Annotated in this window: 22 protein-coding genes, 1 tRNA gene and 1 pseudogene; 8 read left to right on the forward strand and 16 right to left on the reverse strand. The window is 67.7% G+C overall.

Annotation, left to right across the window (positions count from 1 at the left end; translation table 11 throughout):
* The first annotated feature begins 212 nt into the window (after positions 1-212).
* The gene (locus ACN27D_RS18580; RefSeq protein WP_421499613.1) at positions 213-659 is read left to right on the forward strand and encodes an NUDIX domain-containing protein; all 447 of its coding nucleotides are present in this window, start codon (positions 213-215) and stop codon (positions 657-659) included.
* Here ACN27D_RS18580 and ACN27D_RS18585 read toward each other — a convergent pair.
* The 12 genes from ACN27D_RS18585 to ACN27D_RS18640 form a co-directional block, all read right to left on the reverse strand.
* Positions 642-1,229, reverse strand: a complete 588-nt coding sequence (locus tag ACN27D_RS18585; RefSeq protein ID WP_421499614.1) for a histidine phosphatase family protein — start codon at positions 1,227-1,229, stop codon at positions 642-644. The genes ACN27D_RS18580 and ACN27D_RS18585 overlap by 18 nt on opposite strands.
* Positions 1,226-1,972, reverse strand: a complete 747-nt coding sequence (locus ACN27D_RS18590) for an SDR family NAD(P)-dependent oxidoreductase (RefSeq protein WP_421499615.1) — start codon at positions 1,970-1,972, stop codon at positions 1,226-1,228. Before ACN27D_RS18590 ends, ACN27D_RS18585 begins: the two co-directional genes overlap by 4 nt.
* On the reverse strand, positions 1,969-3,102 hold the full coding sequence (locus ACN27D_RS18595) for a hypothetical protein (RefSeq protein ID WP_421499616.1): 1,134 nt from the start codon (positions 3,100-3,102) through the stop codon (positions 1,969-1,971). The genes ACN27D_RS18590 and ACN27D_RS18595 overlap by 4 nt, the downstream gene beginning before the upstream one ends.
* Entirely contained in the window at positions 3,099-4,175 is a 1,077-nt protein-coding gene (locus tag ACN27D_RS18600) for a glycosyltransferase family 9 protein (RefSeq protein WP_358176694.1), read from the reverse strand. Before ACN27D_RS18600 ends, ACN27D_RS18595 begins: the two co-directional genes overlap by 4 nt.
* Positions 4,172-4,726 (reverse strand): phosphoribosyltransferase, encoded by a 555-nt coding sequence (locus ACN27D_RS18605; protein WP_047893060.1) that lies wholly within the window; start codon positions 4,724-4,726, stop codon positions 4,172-4,174. The genes ACN27D_RS18600 and ACN27D_RS18605 overlap by 4 nt, the downstream gene beginning before the upstream one ends.
* Positions 4,723-6,630, reverse strand: coding sequence for a hypothetical protein (locus tag ACN27D_RS18610; protein ID WP_421499617.1), 1,908 nt, complete (start codon positions 6,628-6,630; stop codon positions 4,723-4,725). The genes ACN27D_RS18605 and ACN27D_RS18610 overlap by 4 nt, the downstream gene beginning before the upstream one ends.
* On the reverse strand, positions 6,627-7,067 hold the full coding sequence (locus ACN27D_RS18615; protein ID WP_358176688.1) for a DUF4254 domain-containing protein: 441 nt from the start codon (positions 7,065-7,067) through the stop codon (positions 6,627-6,629). Before ACN27D_RS18615 ends, ACN27D_RS18610 begins: the two co-directional genes overlap by 4 nt.
* Positions 7,068-7,262: 195 nt before the next feature.
* The gene (locus ACN27D_RS18620) at positions 7,263-8,390 is read right to left on the reverse strand and encodes a hypothetical protein (RefSeq protein WP_421499618.1); all 1,128 of its coding nucleotides are present in this window, start codon (positions 8,388-8,390) and stop codon (positions 7,263-7,265) included.
* A 24-nt stretch (positions 8,391-8,414) separates the two neighbouring features.
* Positions 8,415-9,008, reverse strand: a complete 594-nt coding sequence (locus tag ACN27D_RS18625; protein WP_421499619.1) for an N-acetyltransferase — start codon at positions 9,006-9,008, stop codon at positions 8,415-8,417.
* 84 nt (positions 9,009-9,092) lie between these two features.
* Entirely contained in the window at positions 9,093-9,773 is a 681-nt protein-coding gene (locus ACN27D_RS18630) for a GOLPH3/VPS74 family protein (RefSeq protein ID WP_047893056.1), read from the reverse strand.
* Positions 9,774-9,782: 9 nt separating this feature from the next.
* A complete protein-coding gene (locus tag ACN27D_RS18635; protein ID WP_421501172.1) occupies positions 9,783-10,787 on the reverse strand; it encodes an acetamidase/formamidase family protein in 1,005 nt (334 codons plus the stop codon).
* 5 nt (positions 10,788-10,792) lie between these two features.
* Positions 10,793-12,199: an APC family permease gene (locus ACN27D_RS18640; protein WP_358176674.1), complete on the reverse strand. Its 1,407-nt coding sequence runs from the start codon at positions 12,197-12,199 to the stop codon at positions 10,793-10,795.
* A 377-nt stretch (positions 12,200-12,576) separates the two neighbouring features.
* On the opposite strand from ACN27D_RS18640, the gene ACN27D_RS18645 reads away from it, so the two are divergent.
* The 4 genes from ACN27D_RS18645 to ACN27D_RS18660 all read left to right on the forward strand — a co-directional run bounded on the left by ACN27D_RS18645 (position 12,577) and on the right by ACN27D_RS18660 (position 15,545).
* Positions 12,577-14,046, forward strand: a complete 1,470-nt coding sequence (locus ACN27D_RS18645) for a helix-turn-helix domain-containing protein (protein WP_421499620.1) — start codon at positions 12,577-12,579, stop codon at positions 14,044-14,046.
* A 13-nt stretch (positions 14,047-14,059) separates the two neighbouring features.
* Positions 14,060-14,692 carry a 2'-5' RNA ligase family protein gene (locus ACN27D_RS18650; protein ID WP_421499621.1) on the forward strand — a complete coding sequence of 211 codons (633 nt, stop codon included), beginning with the start codon at positions 14,060-14,062 and terminating at the stop codon, positions 14,690-14,692.
* Between the two features lie 499 nt (positions 14,693-15,191).
* Positions 15,192-15,264 (forward strand) — tRNA-Arg (locus ACN27D_RS18655).
* A 20-nt stretch (positions 15,265-15,284) separates the two neighbouring features.
* Positions 15,285-15,545, forward strand: a complete 261-nt coding sequence (locus tag ACN27D_RS18660; protein ID WP_135243089.1) for a hypothetical protein — start codon at positions 15,285-15,287, stop codon at positions 15,543-15,545.
* 618 nt (positions 15,546-16,163) lie between these two features.
* Here ACN27D_RS18660 and ACN27D_RS18665 read toward each other — a convergent pair.
* Positions 16,164-16,619: pseudogene (locus tag ACN27D_RS18665) on the reverse strand (recombinase family protein); the annotation flags it as partial.
* On the opposite strand from ACN27D_RS18665, the gene ACN27D_RS18670 reads away from it, so the two are divergent.
* On the forward strand, positions 16,509-17,324 hold the full coding sequence (locus ACN27D_RS18670; protein ID WP_421499622.1) for a hypothetical protein: 816 nt from the start codon (positions 16,509-16,511) through the stop codon (positions 17,322-17,324). The pseudogene ACN27D_RS18665 and the gene ACN27D_RS18670 sit on opposite strands and share 111 nt — an antisense overlap.
* Positions 17,325-17,754: 430 nt before the next feature.
* On the opposite strand, the gene ACN27D_RS18675 is transcribed toward ACN27D_RS18670, so the two are convergent.
* The 3 genes from ACN27D_RS18675 to ACN27D_RS18685 form a co-directional block, all read right to left on the reverse strand.
* Complete coding sequence (locus tag ACN27D_RS18675; RefSeq protein WP_421499623.1) at positions 17,755-18,624, reverse strand: hypothetical protein; 870 nt, start codon at positions 18,622-18,624, stop codon at positions 17,755-17,757.
* Positions 18,612-19,196 (reverse strand): hypothetical protein, encoded by a 585-nt coding sequence (locus ACN27D_RS18680; RefSeq protein WP_135243090.1) that lies wholly within the window; start codon positions 19,194-19,196, stop codon positions 18,612-18,614. Before ACN27D_RS18680 ends, ACN27D_RS18675 begins: the two co-directional genes overlap by 13 nt.
* A gap of 98 nt (positions 19,197-19,294) precedes the next feature.
* A complete protein-coding gene (locus tag ACN27D_RS18685) occupies positions 19,295-19,537 on the reverse strand; it encodes a hypothetical protein (protein ID WP_135243091.1) in 243 nt (80 codons plus the stop codon).
* Between the two features lie 458 nt (positions 19,538-19,995).
* On the opposite strand from ACN27D_RS18685, the gene ACN27D_RS18690 reads away from it, so the two are divergent.
* Positions 19,996-20,643, forward strand: coding sequence for an SAF domain-containing protein (locus ACN27D_RS18690; RefSeq protein WP_135243092.1), 648 nt, complete (start codon positions 19,996-19,998; stop codon positions 20,641-20,643).
* A gap of 1 nt (position 20,644) precedes the next feature.
* The gene (locus ACN27D_RS18695; protein WP_135243093.1) at positions 20,645-21,343 is read left to right on the forward strand and encodes a hypothetical protein; all 699 of its coding nucleotides are present in this window, start codon (positions 20,645-20,647) and stop codon (positions 21,341-21,343) included.
* Positions 21,344-21,378: the final 35 nt, after the last annotated feature.

The following is a 21,378-nucleotide window of genomic DNA, read 5'->3' on the forward strand; positions in this document are numbered from 1 at the left end:
GCTCTGCTTGAAGCCGGACATCGCTAGACATTGCCCCCACAGTCAAGAGAGGCTAGTCGATCAAGCGCACTGTCCGCATCCTCCTAGTGACCGACCATGACTTGTCGTGCGGAGTTCGAAGAGCGCCGTCAGGCTAGAGGTTTCGTCCTTGGTAGGTCACACGGTGTAGCGTCGGTTCGCCTGCGCCCTGCCAGCTGTCGATAGGGGTCTACATGCGTGAGGTTCTACGTCGGTCGGTGCGGGCGATCCTGTGGGACGAACGCAATCAGCTCGTGTTGATCAAGAGGACGAAGCCCGGCCAAGCCCCATACTGGACCGCGCCCGGTGGCGGCCTTGAACCGACGGACGCATCCCTCGATGCAGCCCTGCGACGTGAGCTGCGGGAGGAGTTGGGCGCGGAGGCAGAGCGGCTTAGCCAGGTGTTCTTGTTCAGCTCGCCGTCGGGCGAGGGAGTGTCCGTACAGCACTTCGTTTCCTGTCGGCTCACCCGGGTAGACGAGAGCGCCCGTACGGGTGCGGAGTTCACTGATCCGGGCCGTGGTGACTATGCCCTGGACCGCGTGGCTGTCGACCGCCTTTCTGAGGTGGACCTGAAGCCTGAGGCCCTGAAAGAGTTCATCCTCGCGAACGCCGATGCCTTGCTATCGGAGTTCAGCTAAGGCAGGCCAGATCCCTGCCGGTGCGAGCGTGAAGCGGCGCGCGGCTTGGAACACGTCCACAGGACGCCTCAGGCCAGCGGTGATCGCCGCGACGGCACCGATGAGCACTCGGTGCGAGACGATCAAGGCAGTGTGTCCTTCGACCGGGTGTCCGAGGATCGCCGAAGCGGCCATTGCCCGTTCGCAAAGTGCTGCAAGGCTCTCGCCTCCGGCCAGGGCCGAGTCTGGGTCGCGGAGCCGGCTCGTGCGCCAGGTCTGGTACTCGGCTGGGTAGTCGTCCGGTCCTTTGCCGAGGACGCAGTCGGGGGCGCGCCACTCGGCGTACAGCGGGTTGGGGGCGGCGAGCGGCACGCCGAGCAGCGCAGCCAGGATCTCCGCGCTGGTGGCGGCGCGCGGATGCGGGCTGGTCAACACGATTGCAGGCCGGACACCGCGGTCACGAAGTGCGTGGGCGGTGGCGGCGATCTGGGCCGCGCCGCGCGCGGTGAGAGGCGTCTCCGGGCGGGCGTGGGCGTGGGGACGGGTGATTCCGTCGAGGCTGGTTCCGTGACGGATCCAGAGGGTCGTCATGACAGGTGCCAGCCGCCGTCGACGTTGATCGCTTGGCCGGTGATGAATCCCGCTTCCGGGGTGGCCAGGAAGGCGATGGCGGTGGCGACGTCCGAGGGTTGGCCGCGCCGTTTGATGCACTGTCGGTCGAGCTGACGTCGGACCATGGCCTCGTGATCGGGTACGACGCTGTGCTCTGCGGGGACCTCTATCGAGCCGGGCCGCACGGTATTGACGGTGATGTTGTGGGGGCCGAGTTCGCGGGCGAGAGCGCGGACGAGTCCTTCCAGGCCGCTTTTCGCCGCGATGTAGCCGGCGAGGTCGATGCGTCCGAGTTGGGTCATGACTGAGGAGACGGCGACGATGCGGCCGTAGTTGTTGCTGATGAAGGCCGGTGTGGCGGCGCGGATGACGGTGGCGTGCGTGACGAGGTTGAGTTCGAGCTGGTCGCGAAGGGCGTTGAGGTCCGTCCGGCTCCACGGGATGCGGGGGTACGCGCCGGCGTTGCTGATTAGGACGGCGAGTTGGGTGGCGTGTTGCTCGATGGCGGCGCGAAGTGCGGTCTGGGTGTCAGCGGCGGTCAGGTCCCCGGTGACGGTGTGGGTCTGTGCGCCGTGGCGTCGGGCGGCCTCGACGACCGCGTCGAGGTTGGTGTCGTCGTATCGGTGGGTCAGAACGAGGTCGAAGGCGACTGACAGACGGGCGGCGATGGCCGCTCCGATGCCTGTGCCTGCTCCGGTGATGACGGCGATGGGGCGGCTCATGAGGGCGGCTCCGCTGGCGTCTGGGTGGTGAGTCTGAGGATCTGCTCCAAGTCGGCGTCGGGTGCGTAGAGGTCGGCGAGTAGGCCCAGCGACAGAGCGGCGTCGCGGGGTTCCAGGAGCTGTAGTGGGTAGACGGCGAGGATTCGCATGGCGAGGTATGGGCGTATCCAGGTGAGTAGGTCGGTGGCGGCGGAGCGTGCGAGCGGCCGGGCGAGCGTCGTGAGGTATCGGGTGATGGCCTGCTGCCGGGCCGGCGATGGTTGGTGCTGGTAGTCGATGCCGACGGCCCGGTGGGAGAGTCTTCTGAGCCGTACGGTGGGTTCGACAGCTTCGGCGAGTGCCTTCCTGTGGTCGGCGTAGGCGTCGGTGTTGTAGTGCGGGACGAGCCAGGCGCCGTGCAGTCTCTGGTACCAGAGGAAGCAGGCGATCTCGCCGGGGAGGGCGTTGAGGCCTGCGGTGTCGTAGTCGAACCAGACGGGCTCGTTGGCGGTGTCGAGGCCGACGTTGAAGTCGGTGGGGTCGCCCTGGGTCATCGCGGCCCAGACCTGCTCGTCCGGGTCGAAGGCGTCGCGTAGCTCGCTGACGAGGGCAGGAATGTCGAGCCGTCGGGGCCGTCCGTTGACTATGAGGGTGGTCTCCCGCAGGTCGGAGGGCCGGAGACCGTCGGCCTCGGTCAGTTTGAGCACGATCGGGTTGTGGCCGTAGTAGTGGTCCAGCCTGCCGCCGGGCTGGGCCCGGTCGCGGTAGAGCTTGCTGTTGGCGCGTGAGGCGGGGACTCGGCAGATGGTCGCGTCGATGGTTCGGCGGTAGTGCTGGAGGATCGTGTCGAGCCCGCGGTCGAGGTTGGCCGCGCTGTCGGGGCCGGTGGCCGTGAGAGCGTCGAGGAGCAGGCCGGTGTCCGGAAGATCGGGTTGGTGGCGGTCGTAGAGGGTGAGGGTCCAGTGCCCGACGCGGTGTTGGGAATGCAGACTCGGTAGCCGGTAGTGGTGGCGGATTCTGTGGTACCCGGCGACTTCGGCCGCAGCCTCCACGGGGTTCGGGTTCACCTTGGCGAAGAGGCGGTGTGCGCCGATGTCGAGGTGGAAGGTGCGGTTCATGGTGAAGCGGCGGTAGCGGCCGAAGCGGATCATCGAGTCCACCAGCCCGCGCACTGCCCCGCGAAGTTGGCTATGACCTTGGCGGGGATGGCGCGAAGGTCGCTCGCGGTGGACCAGAGCGTGTCGTCGTAGCGGTCTCGCACGGGACACGCGTCGGCGACCGACATCAGGTGCGAGAACGGGGTGGCCACCGCGTGGTGGCCTGCTGATCCGGTGATCCACTTGGCGTAGCCGTGCCGTCCGTAGAGGCCGACCACATTCGGCTGGGTGCCGTCCGCTCGGATGGTGAGTGCGGCGAGATGGGTCAGGCCGGTGTCGTTGCCGATGACCAGCTCGGCAGCGGCGAACAGGTCAATGCACTCGACCGCCGTTGGTTCGTGAATCACCTCAATCTGCCCTACGGATGCCGGAGGCTGGTGGCCCGGTGGTGTCACCAGGCTGAAGCGCCAGGTACCCGGGTGGCGGGCCGACAGGTGTTCGGCGAGGGCGCCGAAGTTGTCGATGCCGTAGTCCTTGCGGTCGGGACGACTCGTCGTGGCCACGAAGACCACGTGGAGTGGTTCCGGGGCTGCGACGGCCGCCCGGAACCTGGGGCATGGGTCATCGGAAGCGGGGAGCCTGATGCCGAGGGTTTGCTCGATGTCGAGGTAGTAGCGCATAGGCAGGGCCGCATGGACCTCGACAACGTCGGCGTCGATGAGGTCGAGCAGCGTTGGAGGCGATTCCGGTACCGCGTCGAATTCCAAAGCGTTGTCGCTGCCGAGCGTGCCCAGTTGGTGCCCGTCGCCGCCCGTGACCGTGACTGGAAGGGTGCACCGGGCGATCAGGTCCGCCCGGCTGCCGACGTACTCCAGCGTTCCGAACTGATCGTGTGTGGCGTCGTGAAGCGCCTGTGCCATGGCGAGGCCGAGCAGCAGGTCACCGAGTCCGCGAGAGCCGAAGTCGACGCGCCACCCGGTCTCACGAACCGCGTCGAGGCGTGCCCGCCGGGGTGGGGTCTGTCCGTTGGCCCGGCGATACGGCAGGAGCCGGCCGAGCGGTGCCTGTTCGCGTCGGACGAGGTACCGTCCGCCGCGGTGGCGCACCGGTTCCTCGATGAGGGTCACAGCGTTGTCAGTACGCACAGCGGGACCCCATTGCGTTCGAGTAGCTGTCGGCCCTCGCCAGCGGTGTCTTCGACGAGGCAGAGCGCGCCGGTGATGTCGGCGCCGGCCGCGCGAAGCGCCTTGACGAGATTGGCCAGAGTGAGTCCGGTGGTGATCTCGTCGTCCACGATGAGGACGCGCAGTCCTTCGAAGTCGCCGTAGGCGAAGACCTCGAGACGCCGGGCATGCGGCTCGTGGAACACGAGCTTCCCGGGTAGGTCGAGGTTGACCTTCCAGGCAAGCCGATACTGGCTACCGCTGGCCCAGGCCACCGCGATTGTCGGCACGATGCCGCCGGCGTCCAGGCCCAGGAGAAGATCGTGCGGCCGATACGCCGGGTGCTCGCTCCATCGCTTCCACAAGCTGCGTCCCGTCGCCAGGACCTGTTCAGCGGCGACGTCGGTGCGGATGCCATCGAGGCCGTGGACGACGCGGATCGGACGAGCGGTATCTCCTACCCCGAGCCGTGTCACCCGATCGGCGTGCAGAACCTCGTCAAAGGCGGTGGTCATCGAAGATCGGATCCTTCCGTCTGGGGCGTGTTGGACGCGACCGAGCAGCCGAGCGCGTCGTGGTAGGCGAGGATCTTGGCGGCGGCTCCGCGGACCCGGTGGGGGAGGGATTCGTCCTGTCGCCACCGGTCGTCACTGACCTCGGTCACCGCCGGGAGGTCGATGTCGGTGTCCGGATGGCTGGTGGTGAAGGCGAGACGGACCTCCTCGCTGGCGTCGAGGTTCACCCCGTCGGCGCGCAGGATGATCTTCATGATCAGCACGACGTGCTTGTAGACAGCGCGGATATCGGGCTCGGGTTTCGCGGCGAGTCGCCGCAGCACCATCGCCACGAGCGGCAGCTCGCTGCGTGAGGCGCGGTCGTCGGCTGGTGCGTCGAAGGCGTTGAGGACGAGGTCGCTTCGGCGGTAGAGCAGTCCGCAGCCATCGCGGGCTATCTGCCGCACCGCGTGCAGTACTCGGGGTGGGACCAACCCGGCGAGCATCTCCCGGGTGGTGAACGACGACAGTGCGATCTTCTCCCCCGCCGGTCCGCTCTGGGGGACACGCCTGGTCTGAAGCCAGTGCAGCGGCAGCGTGTCGCGTACGACAAGGAGGTCGATGTCGCTCCACCCGGATTGCCAGCCCTGATGGGCGAGGCTCCCCGTGGCGGCGACGAGCGCGGTCTCAGAATCGGTCAGTCTGGCGACGCACTCCGCGAGTACCGCTTGTAGCGCCTCCGGGATGGCCGTGTTCGCACGCGGTGGAACCTTGACCTCGGACCTGCGGTGAACAACTTCCGTAACCGCCCTCTTCAGCGCGGCGAGGCTGTGGCCGTTATCGATTACCGTATCGGCGATCGACGCGATGCGGTCTCCACCCCGGCTTCGCTTGATCGCGTCGCGGGCGGAGAGCGACTCCATGGTCTCGGTGGCGCGCTGCGCGCGAAGCCTGTCCGGGAGGCGGAGGAACACGATCTCGCAGCGCTCGCCCCAGATCCTGCGGAGGTGTGCTGTGGCCTCGAAGCGGTGCGCGCTCTCCAGGCTGATCCGGTGCGAGCCCGGGTTCAGCGCGGCGAACCGAAGGATCTCTTCTGTGAGCATCTGCGCCTGGGTCAGCTCGTCCCATTCGCGATACGGATCGGCCACCCCGAGCCGATCGGCGGCGAGCTGCATGAGGTAGCCGATCTTCAGCCGGGTGGCTGTGTGCTCCGTGCGCAGCAACTCGCCGACCGTGCTCTTGCCGCTCTCGGACATACCAGCGAGCACCCACAGGTGCTGGATCCGGTCTGGCGGCAGCGGAACGACGGGCACGTCGAGCTGCGTCAGGGCCTCACGGATTTCACGCTGCACGTCGAGGAGTGGGCGGTGCCCGCGCACCACGATGGCCTGGTACTCCCCGTCATCGACTTGGAGATCGATCGCCTCGGCCAGTCGCTGCTGGTACTCGACGTAGCGCTCGGTGGTCGGCACAGGCTCGCGTGCCACGGCGTGGTGCGCCTCGGCTGCCGGCTGGTCGCTGTGGCGCAGCAGTAGGTGCAGCTCACGGCGTGGCGCGGGGGCGTAGTGGCGTGCTCTGGCCTCAACGTGGGCGAGCGCCTCGGCGGTGGATGTGCCGTTCTTGACCGCTGCTGTCGCCGCGCAGGTCGCCACAAGCATCGGCCAACCGCGGTCCTCCAACGCCAAGGAGCCGCCGCCGGCACACCGTGCGGCGTGGGAGCGGAAAACGAGGTCGATGTGTTCGTCGGTGGTGCTGTCGACGAACCACCACTGACTGAAGTCTCGTCGCGACACCTCGGCCCATCGCCGGTCCCACCGATCGACTGTCCCGGTGAACTCGACATCTGGCATCGCCGACGCCAACCAGCGGGCGTTCGTGGTCTTGCCGACGTTGTCGGCGCCGTTGAGGGTGACGGCGGTCCTCATCGCGGCTCCCGATAGCTCTTGAGCGTGCGCCAGTGAGGAATGCGGCGGCGACCTTCATGAATGTCGAGCACAAGGGTGTCGAAAGCTTCGGTGAGTTCGGTGTACTGCTGGAGCGCCACCGAGGGATCGGCTTCGCTCGGGCCCAACTGGGCGGTCTCCGAGAATCGCCTCCACCGAACCCACGCGATGGCCAAGCGGTCGACCACGGAGCCGATCGTCTCGGTGTGCAACGGTGCCCCGCCCGGAGGCCGAATCACCTGCTCAACCCAAGAGTCGATCTCCCCGATGAGAGCCACGCGAGTGGCGTTGAGACGGTCGATCGATCTCTTGGCAGCAGCCACCACGTGGTCGTCAGCGGCCGGATCGCGGGAAATCGTCTCCGCTGCCCATTGTTCGCCGTGGTGCGAGGCGAGCCGGGACGCCGCGTGAAGGGGCACCGTCCAAACCTCTGGCAGAACCCGCGGACGGCCGCCAAACGTACTGATGATCAGGTCTGAGCTGGGCAGCGGTGTACCAGACTGCTGGTTAGGGATGAGTGGTGGGTCACCGACGGAACGGAGGGGCATTGGGTGGGCCTCCTTTGATCCTTCGCAGGTCTTGCTACGGGGCGCGGTCGGTGCCGAGGGCGGTGGTCAGCTCTCACCGTGCTCGTGGCGGTGACCCTTGGTGGCGCAGTCCTGTCGGATGCGGGCGAGGTGGTGGGTCATGCGGGCGGTGGTGGGGTTTCCGGGGTACTCACGGCGCTGCGTGGCGATGGTGCCGGCGAGAAGGTCCTGGGCGGCTTGGCAGTGGCCGAGGTCGTGCAGGACGAGGGCTGTTGTGGCGTGAACGGCGTGGGTGCGGTGGCCGCGTGGGCCGTCGCTGCTCGCGAAGTGCTCGCCGAGCTGCCGATAAAGGTGGTACGCGCGCTGATGGTGACCGGCACTGCGGTGAGCGGCGGCGAACAGGTGCAGGGCGTGCAGACTGCGCCGGTGCGTGGGGCCGTACAGGTGGTTGGCGCTGTGGTGGGCGTACCCGGCCCAGCGAATGGCGGTATCGAGCTCGCCGAGCCGCAGGTTCAGTGCGGCAAGGAGAGTGCCGGCTTCGGCATGCACCGCATGGGGTGCGGCGGTCGCGGGGTCGATGCCAGTGAGGCTGCCGTGCAGGAGTTGCCGGGCACGTAGGGGATCGCGGGCGGCGAGGTCGCGGGCAGCGGCGACACGCTTCGCGCGTTCGGTCTCCCAGCGGTTTGGGCTGGCCAACGGTGCCGCGCGCCAGGTCAGAGTCATATCGTGAGCGGCGGCGCCGACGGTGACACAGGCCAGAATGCGGTGAGCGTGCATGGCGGCCAGGTGTGGGCGTGCCGGTGTCCCTGCGGGGAGAGGGACGATCCGTGGCGCGTGTCGCAGGACCGCTCGACCGACATGATCGGCGATGACGACGGCGTCGAGTGGCTTGGGCCAGCAGTCGTTTCCGCAGAGGTACGCCGGTGCCGCGGCGGCCGTCTCAGCCAGAGCCACCGCTTGATGGCAGAACTTGCAGCGCAGGAGTCCGGGGACCAGGTAGTCGTGCCGCGGTCCGGTGCCGTCCGCCCCTCGGTCCGCCTGCTGCGCCTGCGGAGCCGTGGCCTTGGTGACCCATTTCTGCACGATGCGGGGATCGAGGTCCATCTGGCGGGCGACAGTGGTGACGGCGCCGTAGGCCTTGACGATGCGGGCGTCGGCGACGCGCTGGACGACAGCGTCAACGAGGTCGGGCGGGTATCTGCTGGGGAAGGCCATGATCTGTCCTATGCGGTGGACGGGTTAGGCGTGCTGGTCATGCCAGCGGTCACCGATCGGGCGCGCGGAGTTGGTCGGCATGGTTCTGCTGGCGTGGTGTGGGTTGCGGCGCATGGGGTGCAGGCTCGGCCCGTTCGGCACGGTGAGGGGCGGGCGAAGCGTGTACCCGTAGCGGGTGAGCAGGCGTTCCGCTTCGGCGGGGACGGTGGTCCAGGAGGGCAGGTCGATGCGGTCGAGGCGGGCGCGGTGATGGCTGAGCAGGGCGCTGCCGCAGCCGGTCTTCTGCCGCGTTGGGGATACGGCGAGCAGCGCCAGGTGGTAGTGCGGTTCGGTGGGCTGCTGCTGTGCGATCAGGCCCTCAAGGGCGGTGAAGCGCTCAGCGTGTGCTCCGGCGGCCTCCACGAGGCGGGTCGGGTAGTTGGCCGGTGGTGGGATCGGTCGGTAGCGGTGAAAGCCGACGATGGCGGCGGTGAGGTCGTCGGTGAGGTGTACGTCGCCGAAGACCAATCCGTGTTCCACCCACACCGCGACGACGTCGGTCAGCACCCGGCGGCGCTGCGCCGCGTCCGGTACGAGCCAGCCGGCGAGCGGGCTGGGGTGCAGCGTGTCGGTGATCAACGCGGCGACGGTCTGTCTGTCTGTCCAGCGGGCTGCGCGGATACGAATGCTGGAGTCCACGGTGTTGTCGTCCCTCTCGGCGGATTATCGGTAGGTGGCGGTGGCGAGGTCACCGATCGCGGCGTCGACGGCGGCGGTGATTTCCCGGACGGGGCGGTGGTGCTGGGCGGCGATGGTCTTCAGATGGGCGGTGAGGGTGGCGGTGTCGTCGTCGAGGTAGAGGTGGTCGGCGAGGCCGAGGACGGCGACGAGTCCGGCGAGGGCGGCGGTGTGGTTGTCCGGTTGTTCTCGGCCGGCGGCGAGGTAGCGCAGGCGGGCGCGGGCGATGACGGCCCATTTGGTGTCGGTGGCGAGGTAGGCGTCGGCGCGGACCAGGCCGCCGAGGCGGCGGCGGGCGGTGTGGCGCAGGATCCCAGCGGCGACGAGTCCGGCGCGGGTGCGCTCATACAGGTCGTCGGCGAAGCTACGCAGAAATGCCTTCACCGTCGGAGTCGCACGGGAGTAGCGGATCGCGGCGAGGGCAGTGTCGGCAATCAGGTCACCGACCGGCTGGTCGGAGTTCAGGCGTAGCCACCAGTCCGCAGCCGGATGCTCGGCGTAGGAGTCGAGGGTGATCCGTCCGGCGAGGAACAGGTCGATCAGCACTGCGCCGGCCATGCCGAGGGCCAAGGCTTGGCGGTGCAGGTGCGGCTGGCCGGTGTCGTCGTGGTGCCCGAGCAGGAACAGCTCGTCGCGCAGCGACAGGTGGGGTATCGACGCGGTCATCCCAGGCCCCTATCCCTGCACGGCGGCAAGGGCCCGCAGCCGGGCGTGCGCGTCGCGGTAGGCAGCCTGCCGCTGCGGGAGCACGGCTTTGTCGATGGCCGCCAGAACGGTGTAGTTGGGGTCGCAGACGTTGCCGATGGGCGCTCGCCCGGCCTGCGAGATGAGCTGATAGGCATCCAGCGTGTGCAGGCCGCACAGGTCGACGGTCCAGCCGGTGAGGTCCTGGTGGGCCATGCGGTAGGCGTCCTCCAGCGGGCGGGCGCAGCCGACCGACATGATCGCCGTGTCGGTTTCCAGACGCGGCCAGGCGGTGTCGGTACCCTTGATGACCTCGACGGCGAGGGTGGTGACGGTGGCGATCTCCACGCCGACACCGCAGACTTCGCCGTGGCCTTGGCGGGCGTGTCCGTCGCCGAGGGCGAGCATCGCCCCGTGCACGTTCACTCCGAGATACAGGGTGGTCCCGGCGCGCAGTTCCGGGGTGTCGAGGTTCCCGCCGTAGTAGTCCGGGACGATCGTGGACCGGGACTCCATGCCAGCGGGGGCGACGCCGATGGTGCCGATCATCGGATCCAGCGGCAGCTCGACCATGTGGTCACTGGCGGTGGCCCGGTACCGGACGACGCCCGCGTGCCCGTCGATGTCGTACACCCACACCCGCTCGTCCAGCGGCGGCTGCAGGGTGGCGGTGTGCGAGGTCGACGTGAGTGCCCCGAAGTAGGGGAACGTCGCCGACACACCCCAGTCGCGGGCCGGCTCGATCGACACGACGTGCACGGCGAGGGTGTCGCCGGGCTCGGCGTCCTCGACGAAGAACGGCCCCGACACCGGGTTCAGGTACGGCATGCGGCACACCTGCGACGGCAAGTCCGCCGGTCCTCGCACCAGGCCGCCGAAGCAGTCCTCGGTGTGCACGGTGAGCAGGTCGCCGGAGCGGAGGTGCGCCACCGGCAGTCGTCCACCGAAGGTGTAGGCCAGCTCGTCGCGGGCGGGACGGTAGGTGAAGTGGCTCATCGCGATCACACCCGCTCCATGTCACGCCCGGCGGCCTGGGTGGGGGCCAGGCCGGACAGCACCGGCCGGCGGCCGGTCAGGTACAGGCCGGCCAGGACGACCATGCCCAGGGCCAGCCAGGCCAGGCCGAGGCGCTGGGCGGCGATGTTGGCGTTCACCACCACGTAGGCGAGGATCACGAACCCGATGGCGGGCATGAGCAGGTGCGCGAACCAGTTGCCGCTGCGCCGGCGGATCAGGTGGTGCACGACCACGGAGACGTGCAGGACCAGGAACGCGACCATCGCCCCGAAGTTGATCAGCGACGACAACAGCATGATCCCATCCGCCCGCGTCGCCATGTACAAGCCCAGGGCGAGGGACACGACGCCGGTGAGCAAGGTCGCGTTGATCGGCACGCTGCGGCGCACCGACACCTTCGCCAGGAACGCGGGGAGTTGCCGGTCGCGGGCCATCGCGTACAGCAGCCGAGACGTGGCGACCTGCGCGACCATCGAGTTCGGCAGCCCCCACGCGATCGCCGTCGCCACCGCGCACACCGTCGCCAGCCAGCCTCCGCCGGCCACCGCGGCGGCGTCGTAGAAGGCGGTGCCGTTCACGTCGCCCTCGGCCAGCAGCCCGACGGGGTTGGGCACGAGCATCGCCGCCAACCACGTCTGCGCGATGAACAACACCCCGGCCAGGACGAGCACGGCCGCCATCGCCCGGCCGATCTGCCGGGCGCCGTCACGGGTCTCCTCCGCCAACATGGAGATGCCGTCGAAGCCCAGGAACGACAGCACCGCGATCGACACCGCCCCCGCGACGAGGGACCAGGTGAAGGTGTCGGCGTTGTAGAACGCATCCCAGCTGAACCGGCCGCTGCCCGTTGCGAGGGCCCAACCGGCGACGGCGAGGAAGATCGCCAGGACGATCAGCTCGCCGACGAGCATCACCCGGGTCACCATCGCGGTCATCCGGATCCCCACCGAGTTGACGACCGTGTTGACCGCGACGAACCCGAGCAACCACAGCCACACCGGCACCGCGGGCACGGTGGAGTGCATCGCCACCGACGCCACCAGGTACAGCAGACCGGGCACGAGCACGTAGTCGAGCAGGATCACCCAGCCGGCGAGGAACCCGACCGGCGGGCTGATGCCCCGACCGGCGTAGTTGTAGACGCTGCCCGACATGGGGAACGCCTTGACCATCTGCGCGTACGAGAACGCGGTGAACACCAGCGCCACCACACCGATGGCATAGGCGAGGGCCACCATGCCGCCAGAGCCCGCGTAGACGCTGCCGAAGATCGCCATCGGCGCGATCGGCACCATGTACACCAGGCCGTACGCCAACAGGTCCCGAAACCGCAGCTGGCGGCTGAGTTCCTGCCGATATCCGTAGCGGGCCAGGTCGTTCGAGGTTGTCATCGGTAATCCTCACGAGGATGAGAAGCGCGAGCAGGGCGCGGAGAGACGCCTGCCGGGTGGTCGTCAACGACCCGACGGCGACGGACATCCCGCGGTTGACGGGTGCTATGGCAGCCACTCCATTAGTCACTGCTGGTGGCTACATCCGGACCGACGGTGATCCGGCTCGGCAAGCTTGCCAAGCGCATCCATGTGAGTGGATCCCCAGGGGTGGTGAGATTTTCCCCCACCCGCGTACGCCTTTGACCTGCACGAACTCTGATCAATTAGCGGCTAGCTCCCCACCTCTGGGCCGGAGGCCTCGTCGCGCCCCGTACCGATTCCGATGAGAGGGGCGATACCGTGCGACAAGAGGCCGCACGCAGGGGGTGACCGCGATGGCAAGGACGACGGGCACCAAGGCGCAGCGTGACCATGTGCGCCAGACACTGGCCGGTTTCGGAGTGACCCCGCCCGCCATCGCCGCCGAGCTGCAGCGCCGCTTCGGGCTACGCCCCCGAGATGCCTTCCGCCAAGCCCATGGTTGGACCCAGGACGCGGTAGCCGAGAGACTGAACGCCAAAGGAAGCGGTTCGGCGACGTTCACCGGGGCGCGGATCAGCGACTACGAGCGATGGCCCTTCGGCGGTCGTCGGCCCACCCTGGCCGCCTTGAACGCACTGGCGCAGGTCTTCGGCACCGAACCGAGCAGTCTGGTCGACCTCGACGACCTGACCGCTATGCCGGAAGCAGACCGAGCGGCGCTGAGCGGCAGGAACGCCGCCCCGATGCCTGCACCACCGGTCGCATCCTCAACACCACCTGGCGCGATGGCTGAGCCTCTGCGATGGGACCTCGGCGCTCTGCAGGACGAGACGGAACTGGTGATAGCGGTGGCAGAACGTACGGCGAGCTTCGGCACATGGGCGCAAGCCTCCAACGTCGGGCCCTTCACCCTCGACGATGTCGCTGCCTCCACCCGCAGGATCGCCATCGACTACCTGACCGAGCCGCCCGTCGTCGTCTACGCGCGGGCCGGGCTCCTGGCCGACCGTGTCTTCCGCCTTCTCCAGACCGGGCGTCAGAACCCTGATCAGTCTCGGGAGCTCTACACCTGGGCGGGCTACCTCTGCACACTGCTCGCCTGGATGGCCGGCGATCTCGGCCACCCGGCGGCGGCCGAGTCCCAGGCACGCACCGCCTGGATGTGCGCCGAGACCGTCCGCGACAACACCCTCCGCGCCTGGGTTCTCTCCACGATCAGTAAGACCCACCTGTGGGAGCGGCGGTTCGAAGACGCGGCCAACGCCGCCGTGCGCGGCTACGGCCATGCCGCCGAAGGCAGCGCGGCGGTCATGCTGGCGTGCCAGGAAGCGGACGCGTGGGCGGAGATCGGCGCCGTTGAGCCGGCACGGGCAGCACTGCAACGGGCCGAGGAGGCCCGCCAACGTGCCAGCCGCGACCCGGTGGGGGGCCTTCTGGCCTGCGGCACGGTACGCCAACACAACTACGCTGGATCAGTGCTGCTCCGCATCGGCGAGGCCACCCACGCCATCGAACATGCCGAGCACGCCCTGACGGAAGCCGCCGCGGATCCCTCGATCGCCTACGGCACGCTCGCCCAGATCCGCATCTGGGCCGCCGCAGCACATCTCAAAGCCGGCAGCCTCGACGGCGCGGTCTCGGTCCTGTCGCCGGTGCTCGCTCTGCCACCCGAACAGCGGCTCGACCCGCTGGTGCACCGCCTGCGTGGCGTCGGGCGCAACATCGCCGGCAATCCGTCACTGCGCGCGAGCATTGAGGCCCGCAATGTCCAAGCAGCCATCACCGAGTTCTGCGCCACCGGCGCCGCCCGGCAACTTCCCTGAACCTGGAGAACCCATGGCAGTCCCGCACGCCACCGATATCCGTGATCACTGGTACTGGCGACCGGGTTGGGGCATCGGCTCCCGCTTCTACACCTGGCACATCACCTTTGACGGCCAGCCCGAGGTCGAGAAGCTCGCTGACCAGTACCGGTCCCTGCTGTCCCCGCAGCCCAGCCTCGACGTCATTCCGAACCGATGGCTTCACCTCACGATGCAGGGCATCGGCTTCGTCCAAGCCGTCGCCACCGACGACGTCGACGCCATCGTGGCCGCTGCCACCGACCGGTGCTCGCGCCTGTCACCTTTCAAGCTCACCATCGGCACCCCCCACGTCGATCCCGAGTCCATCCAGATCGCCGTCGAGCCGATCGAGCCGGTGCGGCAACTCCGTGCCGCCATCCGTGCCGCCATCGCCGACGTCTGGGGGCAGGACCGCGTACCCGAGGCCGCCGAGCCCTACAACCCTCACCTCAGCCTGGCCTACACCAACACCGACGGTCCCGCAGCGCCGCTCATCGAGGCGCTCTCCTCCGCCCCGAAGATCAGCGCCGGCGCGCTGATCACCTCGTGCCAGCTCATCGTCCTCAACCGGGACGAGGGCATGTACGTGTGGGAACCGTACGCCACGGTAGAACTCGGTTCCTGAACCCTGTTACGTCCGCCATGTCACCCCGTGGTAAAGATTGCCGCCGCGATGGCTGTTCACTCGGCGGGCATTCGGGTGGAGAGAGGGCTCCCCGTCTTACGCGGAGGCTCCTGCCCCGGATGAGCGAGGGATGTTCCGCACTGGCGGGCTTGAACTACAGACCCATCCAAGCCGGTCCGATGAACGGTCCAGCCCTGACGCAGCTCCGGTCCTGGTGACGTGGCCTAACCTCCCGTGGGAGGCGACGCCAGCCGGGCGAGAGGGCAGCGCTCACATGATCTTCGGTGATGTGCGCGGTGTGTGCTCTCCAGCGGATGCCAACCCGGGTGAACCGGTGCCAACGCGGGTCACCGGGGCCGACCGCCGGTCGCAAACCGGGGTTCGTGTGCTCCGGGTGTGGTCCTGGGCTGGGCGAACAGGGGGCCGGGTGACGTGGGTGAACGTGGGCCACTCCCTGCCACCCCAGGTGAACCCCCAGGTCGCTAGACTGTGCCCTCGCGCCCTCGTAGCTCAGGGGATAGAGCATCGGTTTCCTAAACCGTGTGTCGCAGGTTCGAATCCTGCCGGGGGCACGTAGAACATGGGAACGGGTTTGACCGACAGGGGCGGACGCCAGCGCGTCCGCCCCTTCTGCTTCGCGTTCGGGCTGCCGCTGCCTCGGAACCTGCGGGGCCTTGCCCGTGGCGTCGGCAGCAGCCTGGCTGATGACGTCGATCATCTCGGCGCGTACGGCGACGCGCAGTGTGATCCGCTGGAGGTGTCGGTCGTACCGGATCTCCAGCTGGAAGGCGTCGAACAGCTGCCTCTGCATCTCGTCGGGCAAGTCGAGCACGTTCAGATCAACGTGCGGTAGTTGGTCCACCAGTTCACGTGTTCCCGCCCCCTTCGGCTGTGCGGCCTTGGCCAGCTCCTGGAGTTCAGCAGCGAGTACCTGCTTCCGTTTCGCGTTGTCGGCGAACTGCTGCTGAATGCCGGTCCGCCATTGCGCGTCGATCTCCGGGTCGCCCGAACTTGTCATCTGCTGAAGTGACAAAATCAGGTTCTTGTTGGCCGCATCAAGATCGTTGATCTGACGGGCGTAAGCGGCAGCCGTCGCCTCCGTGCCGGACCGGATGGGCTCGTCTGCCGGTCCCTCCAGGTAGTCCAGCCGGTGGGCGCCGAACACCCTCTCGTTGAAGAACCGTGCGACGAAGGTGTCAACGATGTCTTGATTCACGGTGAGAGCGGGTGGGTGAATTTCGTACCACATCTCATTCTTGTGGTGCTCGCGCTTGGTGACGCAGGCGTAGTACGTGTAGTCGGGGCGGGTCTTCCTTTGGTGCGTCTTTCCAAACATGCGTCGTGAACAGATGTCGCACTTGATGTAGGACCGGTATCGGTAGCTGCGCTTGGTGTTGGGGTGGGTGTTTGTGCTGGCCTTCGAGCGCGACCCTTGCCGGTACCGCCCGACCGGACTTCCTGCGTCGAAAAAGGCGCGGGTCGTCAGAGGCTCATGGGTGACGCTCGGCGACCATACCCATTCGCTGGGCGGGTTGACACGGCCTTTCACTCCTCGATCCGGCCGTGAGCGCTTGCGTCGGTTCCAGACCATGTATCCGGTGTACTTGGGGTTGTTAAGGATGTCTCGTACGGCGGTTGAGGTCCATGCACCGATAGCGGTGTTGTAGGACTCCCGCTTGACTGGTACCGGTGGCGGGTATCGGTCGAGGTCGGTGTTCAGCCGGTCGGCGATGTGCTGGTACGACAGTCGCTCCAGCGCTCGCCAGGCGAAGATCTGCGTCACCACAGGCCCGCAAGTGGGGTCTCTCACGAGCCGGTGCTTGGTGATGCCCTCTTCGCGCTTGGCCTTGACCGGGTGCGGATGGCGCTCTCCGATATATCCGTACGGCGGCTTGCCGATGTTCCAGCCCTGTGCGGTGTGCTGCATGAAGCCTTTCCACGAGAGTTCCAGCATTTGCAGGACGTACCACTCGGAGATGGCTTGCTTGACCCGCCGGGTCAGAACGGAGGTGGCGTTCTTCGGACCACCAGTTCCGCTCGGGCGTACCGCGTCTCGATCAATGCCCTCGTCGGCAGCGAGCAGGGCGACGCCGGCCTGTTCGAGTTCGTGCTCGATCTTCGTGCCGTAGTAGGTCGTGCGAGCGATGCGCTCAATGGATTCGCAGACGACCGCGACGAATCGCCGGTCGGGCCGCTGGGCCTCTGCGAGCAGGTCAGCGATGCTGCCGTCGCGCGGCACAGGGATGTCGAAGGCTTGGTACGCGTCGCTCTGACCGCGCAGGTCCAGGAGCGTCCGGCCAGATTCGATGTCATAGAAGTGGGCCACGATCACGAAGCCGGGCGGCAGCTTGACGTTCACGCTGTCCAGCTGACGCGGGATGGCGAGCGTCGGATCTTGCCTGTCCTCGGTCGAGGTACGGGCGAGGAAGGCGACTGGCACGATCGTCGGAACGTCGTCGTTCGGCCGGTGCTGGTCGGCCATCTGCATGAGCCAATCAAGGATGCCGACGTCCATGTTGTCGGCTTCATCTGCGACTGCTGTCATTTTCCCTCCCCAGGGTTGTCGTCGCGGGCCTGCTGCTCGATGGCCCACCGCAGGGCGTCGCGAATGGCGCGAGCTTGTATCGCCTGAAGCTTCTCTCCCTCGCGCCCCGAAATAGCGACTATTTCGAGGCGGAACGAGATGCCACCTTCGGCCGAATTGCTGTCGTCCCGATCCCCAATCGCGTTGATTGGCGACCGTTCCGCCGTCTGTTCATCGTACATTTCATTGGATTCGTGGGCAGTGGCATCAACCACGCTATTCCCCCTGTTTTCGCAGCGCACAGCGGTGCACTGAATCGCGAATCAGCCATGGGGAACCCCCTTTCAAATGACGAGGCAAGCACTCCTTGTGAACGCTCAAATAAAGCCGCTCTGAATTCGAGCAAGAAGAAAGCCCGCAGAGCGCGTGCTCTGCGGGCTTCCTGTGAGCTAGGTTGTTTGCGGAAGAAGCGAAGACCCCTGAGCCGAGAACGGGGGATCTCGGCTCAGGGGCCTGTCTGGGGCGAGCGTGGCTCCGGTTAGCGGACTACCACGGCTCGTTGTTCGGTGACGGTGACGCTGACCGTCGTCGTGGTGGTAATCGCGGGTTCGGTACCAGAGAAGCCACCGCCGCTCCACGACACGTCCCAGGTGGCGACGGCCCGGAGGGTGAACTTACCGCCGGGACTGTCCGCGGAGGTCTTCGTGTAGGTGTGCCCGCAGGTCGGCGAGGCCGACAGGGGGTTGGCCGAGGTCGTCCAGGGCGTGCCCGGCCCGTTGCACACGGCGGACGAGCCGTCCCCCGCATACCACGTGATCTTTCGCGGTACCGCCTTGGCCTCAATGGTGAGCCCACCAGCCGAAGCGCGTGCGGTCTGGGTCTGCCACCAGCCGGGCTGCACCCACCACCACACGGGGACGTGGACGAACTGCGTCGCGGTCAAGGAGGGGTTGGCGGCGATGACCGGTCGGGGAATCGTGAGGTTGTCTACGGCTCGCTGTGTGACCACGCCGAGGGCCGCTGGCGGCTGGAACAGCGTGACGATGGTCAGCCCGGGAAGGGGATCGCCGGTAGCGGGGTCGAGGCATGTCTTGATCCACTGGTTGGCGGGAAGGAAGTTGCCGTCGTCCTTGCCGTAGTAGCAGCCATCTTTACCGAGCCAGCCGAAGGCGTTGTGGCACTCGACGACGTTGCCGCCGACCTTGCAGACGGTGTTCCCGCCGCCCCCTCCACTGTTGCCGTTGCCGCCGCCGGTGTAGGTCACCGTGACGACACATTGCGGGGCGTCCGGGGTGACGGTGCAGTTGGTGTCTCCGTAGGAGTCCGCGTGCGCTGGGGCTACCGCTGCGAACGCCATCGTCAATGACGCGGCGGCGACGGTGAGCAGGCGCAGCGCTAGAGCTTGCATGATCCCACCTCTCTGATGCCGATGCCTGTCACCTTCCATTCGCCGCCGATGCGTTCCACGTCCGCCAGAACGAGGCGCATGCCGCCGGGCGAGTCCTTGTAGGGACCGCCGTCCGCCTTGTAGCGCTCGGTTTTGCTGGTGTCCATGCAGTCCTGCACGGACGCCTTGGTCGGCGCGGCCGGGGGCGACAGCGACGCGATCTTCGGATGGAAGACAGCCTCGCCGCGCGACAGCAGTCCCTGCGTCTTGGCCGACTTGAGTCCGTTCGTGAACAACTTCAGGGCATCGCCGGTGCCGTACTTGGCAAGATCGGGGAACTCGGGGTCACCGGCGGCGCCAGCCTTCTGGAACGCGGTCTGGAACCCGAGGTAGGCGTCGATCGCGTGCCGCTTGGCCTGATCCGGTGTCTCGGCCGCCGCGGACGGCGAAGCCGAAGGGCTCGCTGACGCTGATGCCGGCGCGGCCGAGGTCGGAAGTGTGGTCGGTGTCTTGTCGCTATTGGTGCAGCCAGCGAGCAGCGCTCCCAGTGCCGCTGCCGCCATGAGTCCTGTGCGGGTAACGGTGCGTTTCACTTGTCCTCCAACGCGAGAGGCCCCGTAGATCAGTCGTACCGCACGGTCGGCGGGGCGCGCTACCGACAGTTGTGTACGTACATGCTGTCAGTAGCGCGTCAAGCTGCGCGCTTGCCGTCGAGTCCACCGTGGACTGGGCAGGCCCCGTCGCAGTCGTCGCGTGACATGTTGACGTGCGCGAAGACGCGGGCAAGGGCCTCGTAGGTGACGAGGTAGCTCTCACCCTTGTCGGCCAGGGCGTAGGTCTTGATGATGCGGCTGCCGAAGTGCTTGCTGTCGGCGCGGATCGCGCCGGCTTTCGTGAGGCGGTGGAGGCTGCGCGACACTGCGTTGTCGTCCACGTGCTCACCGAGGTGCGTTTCCAGCCGTGTGTGAAGCGCCCGGTACCTGTAGGGCCGTTCGGCCAGCACCGCGACGACCGCTGGGTCCAAGCGGTGGCGGAACAGGTCGGCAATCCGGACTAATGCATCGATGTCAATCTTTGTTCCCCCATGGATGCAAGTTGCAGAACGAGCTACCAACCTGCCACGGAGGACTTGGAGCGGCAAATGATATCGAGCCGTGTGCCTTGGGGGATCACACATTGCGCTTTTTGGCCTGATAACCCTGGGCTCTTTGAGCGATGCCGAGTCCTGACATGTCATGAACTGCGAATAGCGCCGCGCGCGTGCGGCCTCTACCTGCATGTCGTACGTACATCGCGTACGTACGCAGCCTACGTACTCACATGTCCGTGGCGGCGATCCTTCGCACTCAGGTACGACGAAGATTCGGACTTTTGCAACGGGGGTGAGGAACCATGACCGCGGTCGCCGAACGCACCAAGACACCGGCACGGCCGAGCATCAGTACGGCGCAGCCGAAGCGGCGCTGGTCGCTACTGGTCGGCGGTTTGCTGCTTGTTCTGTTGTCCGCAGGCGTCTTCGCCGTGATCCAGCTGGGCGGTGATGCCCGGGTTCAGGTGCTTGCGGTCGCGCGGCCGGTGGCCGCTGGGCAACCTATCAGCGCTGCTGATCTTCGGAGCGTCGGGGTGGTTCCCGACCCGACCGTCAGGCTCGTCGCGGCGGGGCAGGCGCAGCAGATCGTCGGCCGCACGGCCGCCGTTCCGCTGGCCGAGGGCGTCCTGCTGACCGAGTCACAGCTCGGCCCGGCCAGCTGGCCCGACGCCGGGCAGGCGGTGGTGGCCACGGCGCTCAAGCCGGGCCAGGTCCCGGCGGGTATCGCACCGGGAAGTCGTGTCCTGGTGGTCATGGTCGCCAAGGACGGCGGTCCCGCCGACCCGGCTCTGCCGTCCGCACCGGTGTCGGTTCCGGCCACGGTGGTCGAGGTCGTGCCGGGCGCTGACGGCGCGGACACCACCGTGGTGTCGCTGCTTCTGGGCCGTGACGATGCGACCAAGGTTGCTGGTTCCGGCTCGGCGGTGTCCCTGGTCGTGGTGGGCAGCTGACATGTTGATCGCTGTCACCTCTCTGAAGTCCGGCGGAGCAACCACCGTCGCCGCCGCGCTCGCGGCCGTGTGGCCCGAGCCCGCGTGCCTGATCGAGGCCGATCCGGCGGGTGGTGACCTCGGCGGCTGGCACCGTCTGCCGGACGCCCCGGGGCTGGCGTCGCTGGCCAACGCGTGCCGCACTGGGCAGGCCGATCTCACCGAGCACGCCACGCGGCTGCCGTTCGGCGTCGACGTGGTGCTCGCTGCCGCCGGTCGCCCGCAGGCCAGCGCCGCGATTGGGCTCCTTGCCGACACCGAACCCGCACGCTGGGCAAAGGAACGCCCGATTGTCCTCGATGTCGGCCGTCTGGAGCCCGGTTCCCCGGCGCTGCCGCTGCTGGAGCTGGCCGACATGGTCCTTGTCGTGGCCGGCGGCGACGTGCTGTCCCTTCTGCGGGTCTCCCTCGCCGACATCCCGGTCCGGCGAGCTGGCCTGGTCACGGTCGGGCCGCTGGCCCATCCGCGTGAAGACCTGGCTGGGTTGCTGCCGCTGCCGCTGGTGGCCGCGATGCCGTGGGACCGCCACAGCGCGGAGGTCATCGCCGGTACCCGCAGGCCCCGGCGGGCGTGGACCCGCGTGGGTCTGCCCGCCACCGCCCGCGCCCTAGCCGTATCCCTTGCCACACCGACGATCCCCGCAGGAGGTGACCCCCGATGACCATGCCGTCGAACCCGGCCGACACGGAGGCCGCG

This window comes from Micromonospora sp. WMMD1274 (assembly GCF_049179035.1).
Lineage (GTDB): Bacteria > Actinomycetota > Actinomycetes > Mycobacteriales > Micromonosporaceae > Micromonospora > Micromonospora tulbaghiae.

Bases quoted from the DNA above. Each gene is read 5' to 3' on its own strand.
- ACN27D_RS18580 (WP_421499613.1), top strand. From the start codon at position 213: ATGCGTGAGGTTCTACGTCGGTCGGTGCGGGCGATCCTGTGGGACGAA.
- ACN27D_RS18585 (WP_421499614.1), bottom strand. From the start codon at position 1,229: ATGACGACCCTCTGGATCCGTCACGGAACCAGCCTCGACGGAATCACC.
- ACN27D_RS18590 (WP_421499615.1), bottom strand. From the start codon at position 1,972: ATGAGCCGCCCCATCGCCGTCATCACCGGAGCAGGCACAGGCATCGGA.
- ACN27D_RS18595 (WP_421499616.1), bottom strand. From the start codon at position 3,102: ATGATCCGCTTCGGCCGCTACCGCCGCTTCACCATGAACCGCACCTTC.
- ACN27D_RS18605 (WP_047893060.1), bottom strand. From the start codon at position 4,726: ATGACCACCGCCTTTGACGAGGTTCTGCACGCCGATCGGGTGACACGG.
- ACN27D_RS18610 (WP_421499617.1), bottom strand. From the start codon at position 6,630: ATGAGGACCGCCGTCACCCTCAACGGCGCCGACAACGTCGGCAAGACC.
- ACN27D_RS18620 (WP_421499618.1), bottom strand. From the start codon at position 8,390: ATGGCCTTCCCCAGCAGATACCCGCCCGACCTCGTTGACGCTGTCGTC.
- ACN27D_RS18630 (WP_047893056.1), bottom strand. From the start codon at position 9,773: ATGACCGCGTCGATACCCCACCTGTCGCTGCGCGACGAGCTGTTCCTG.
- ACN27D_RS18635 (WP_421501172.1), bottom strand. From the start codon at position 10,787: ATGAGCCACTTCACCTACCGTCCCGCCCGCGACGAGCTGGCCTACACC.
- ACN27D_RS18640 (WP_358176674.1), bottom strand. From the start codon at position 12,199: ATGACAACCTCGAACGACCTGGCCCGCTACGGATATCGGCAGGAACTC.
- ACN27D_RS18645 (WP_421499620.1), top strand. From the start codon at position 12,577: ATGGCAAGGACGACGGGCACCAAGGCGCAGCGTGACCATGTGCGCCAG.
- ACN27D_RS18650 (WP_421499621.1), top strand. From the start codon at position 14,060: ATGGCAGTCCCGCACGCCACCGATATCCGTGATCACTGGTACTGGCGA.
- ACN27D_RS18675 (WP_421499623.1), bottom strand. From the start codon at position 18,624: ATGCAAGCTCTAGCGCTGCGCCTGCTCACCGTCGCCGCCGCGTCATTG.
- ACN27D_RS18690 (WP_135243092.1), top strand. From the start codon at position 19,996: ATGACCGCGGTCGCCGAACGCACCAAGACACCGGCACGGCCGAGCATC.
- ACN27D_RS18695 (WP_135243093.1), top strand. From the start codon at position 20,645: ATGTTGATCGCTGTCACCTCTCTGAAGTCCGGCGGAGCAACCACCGTC.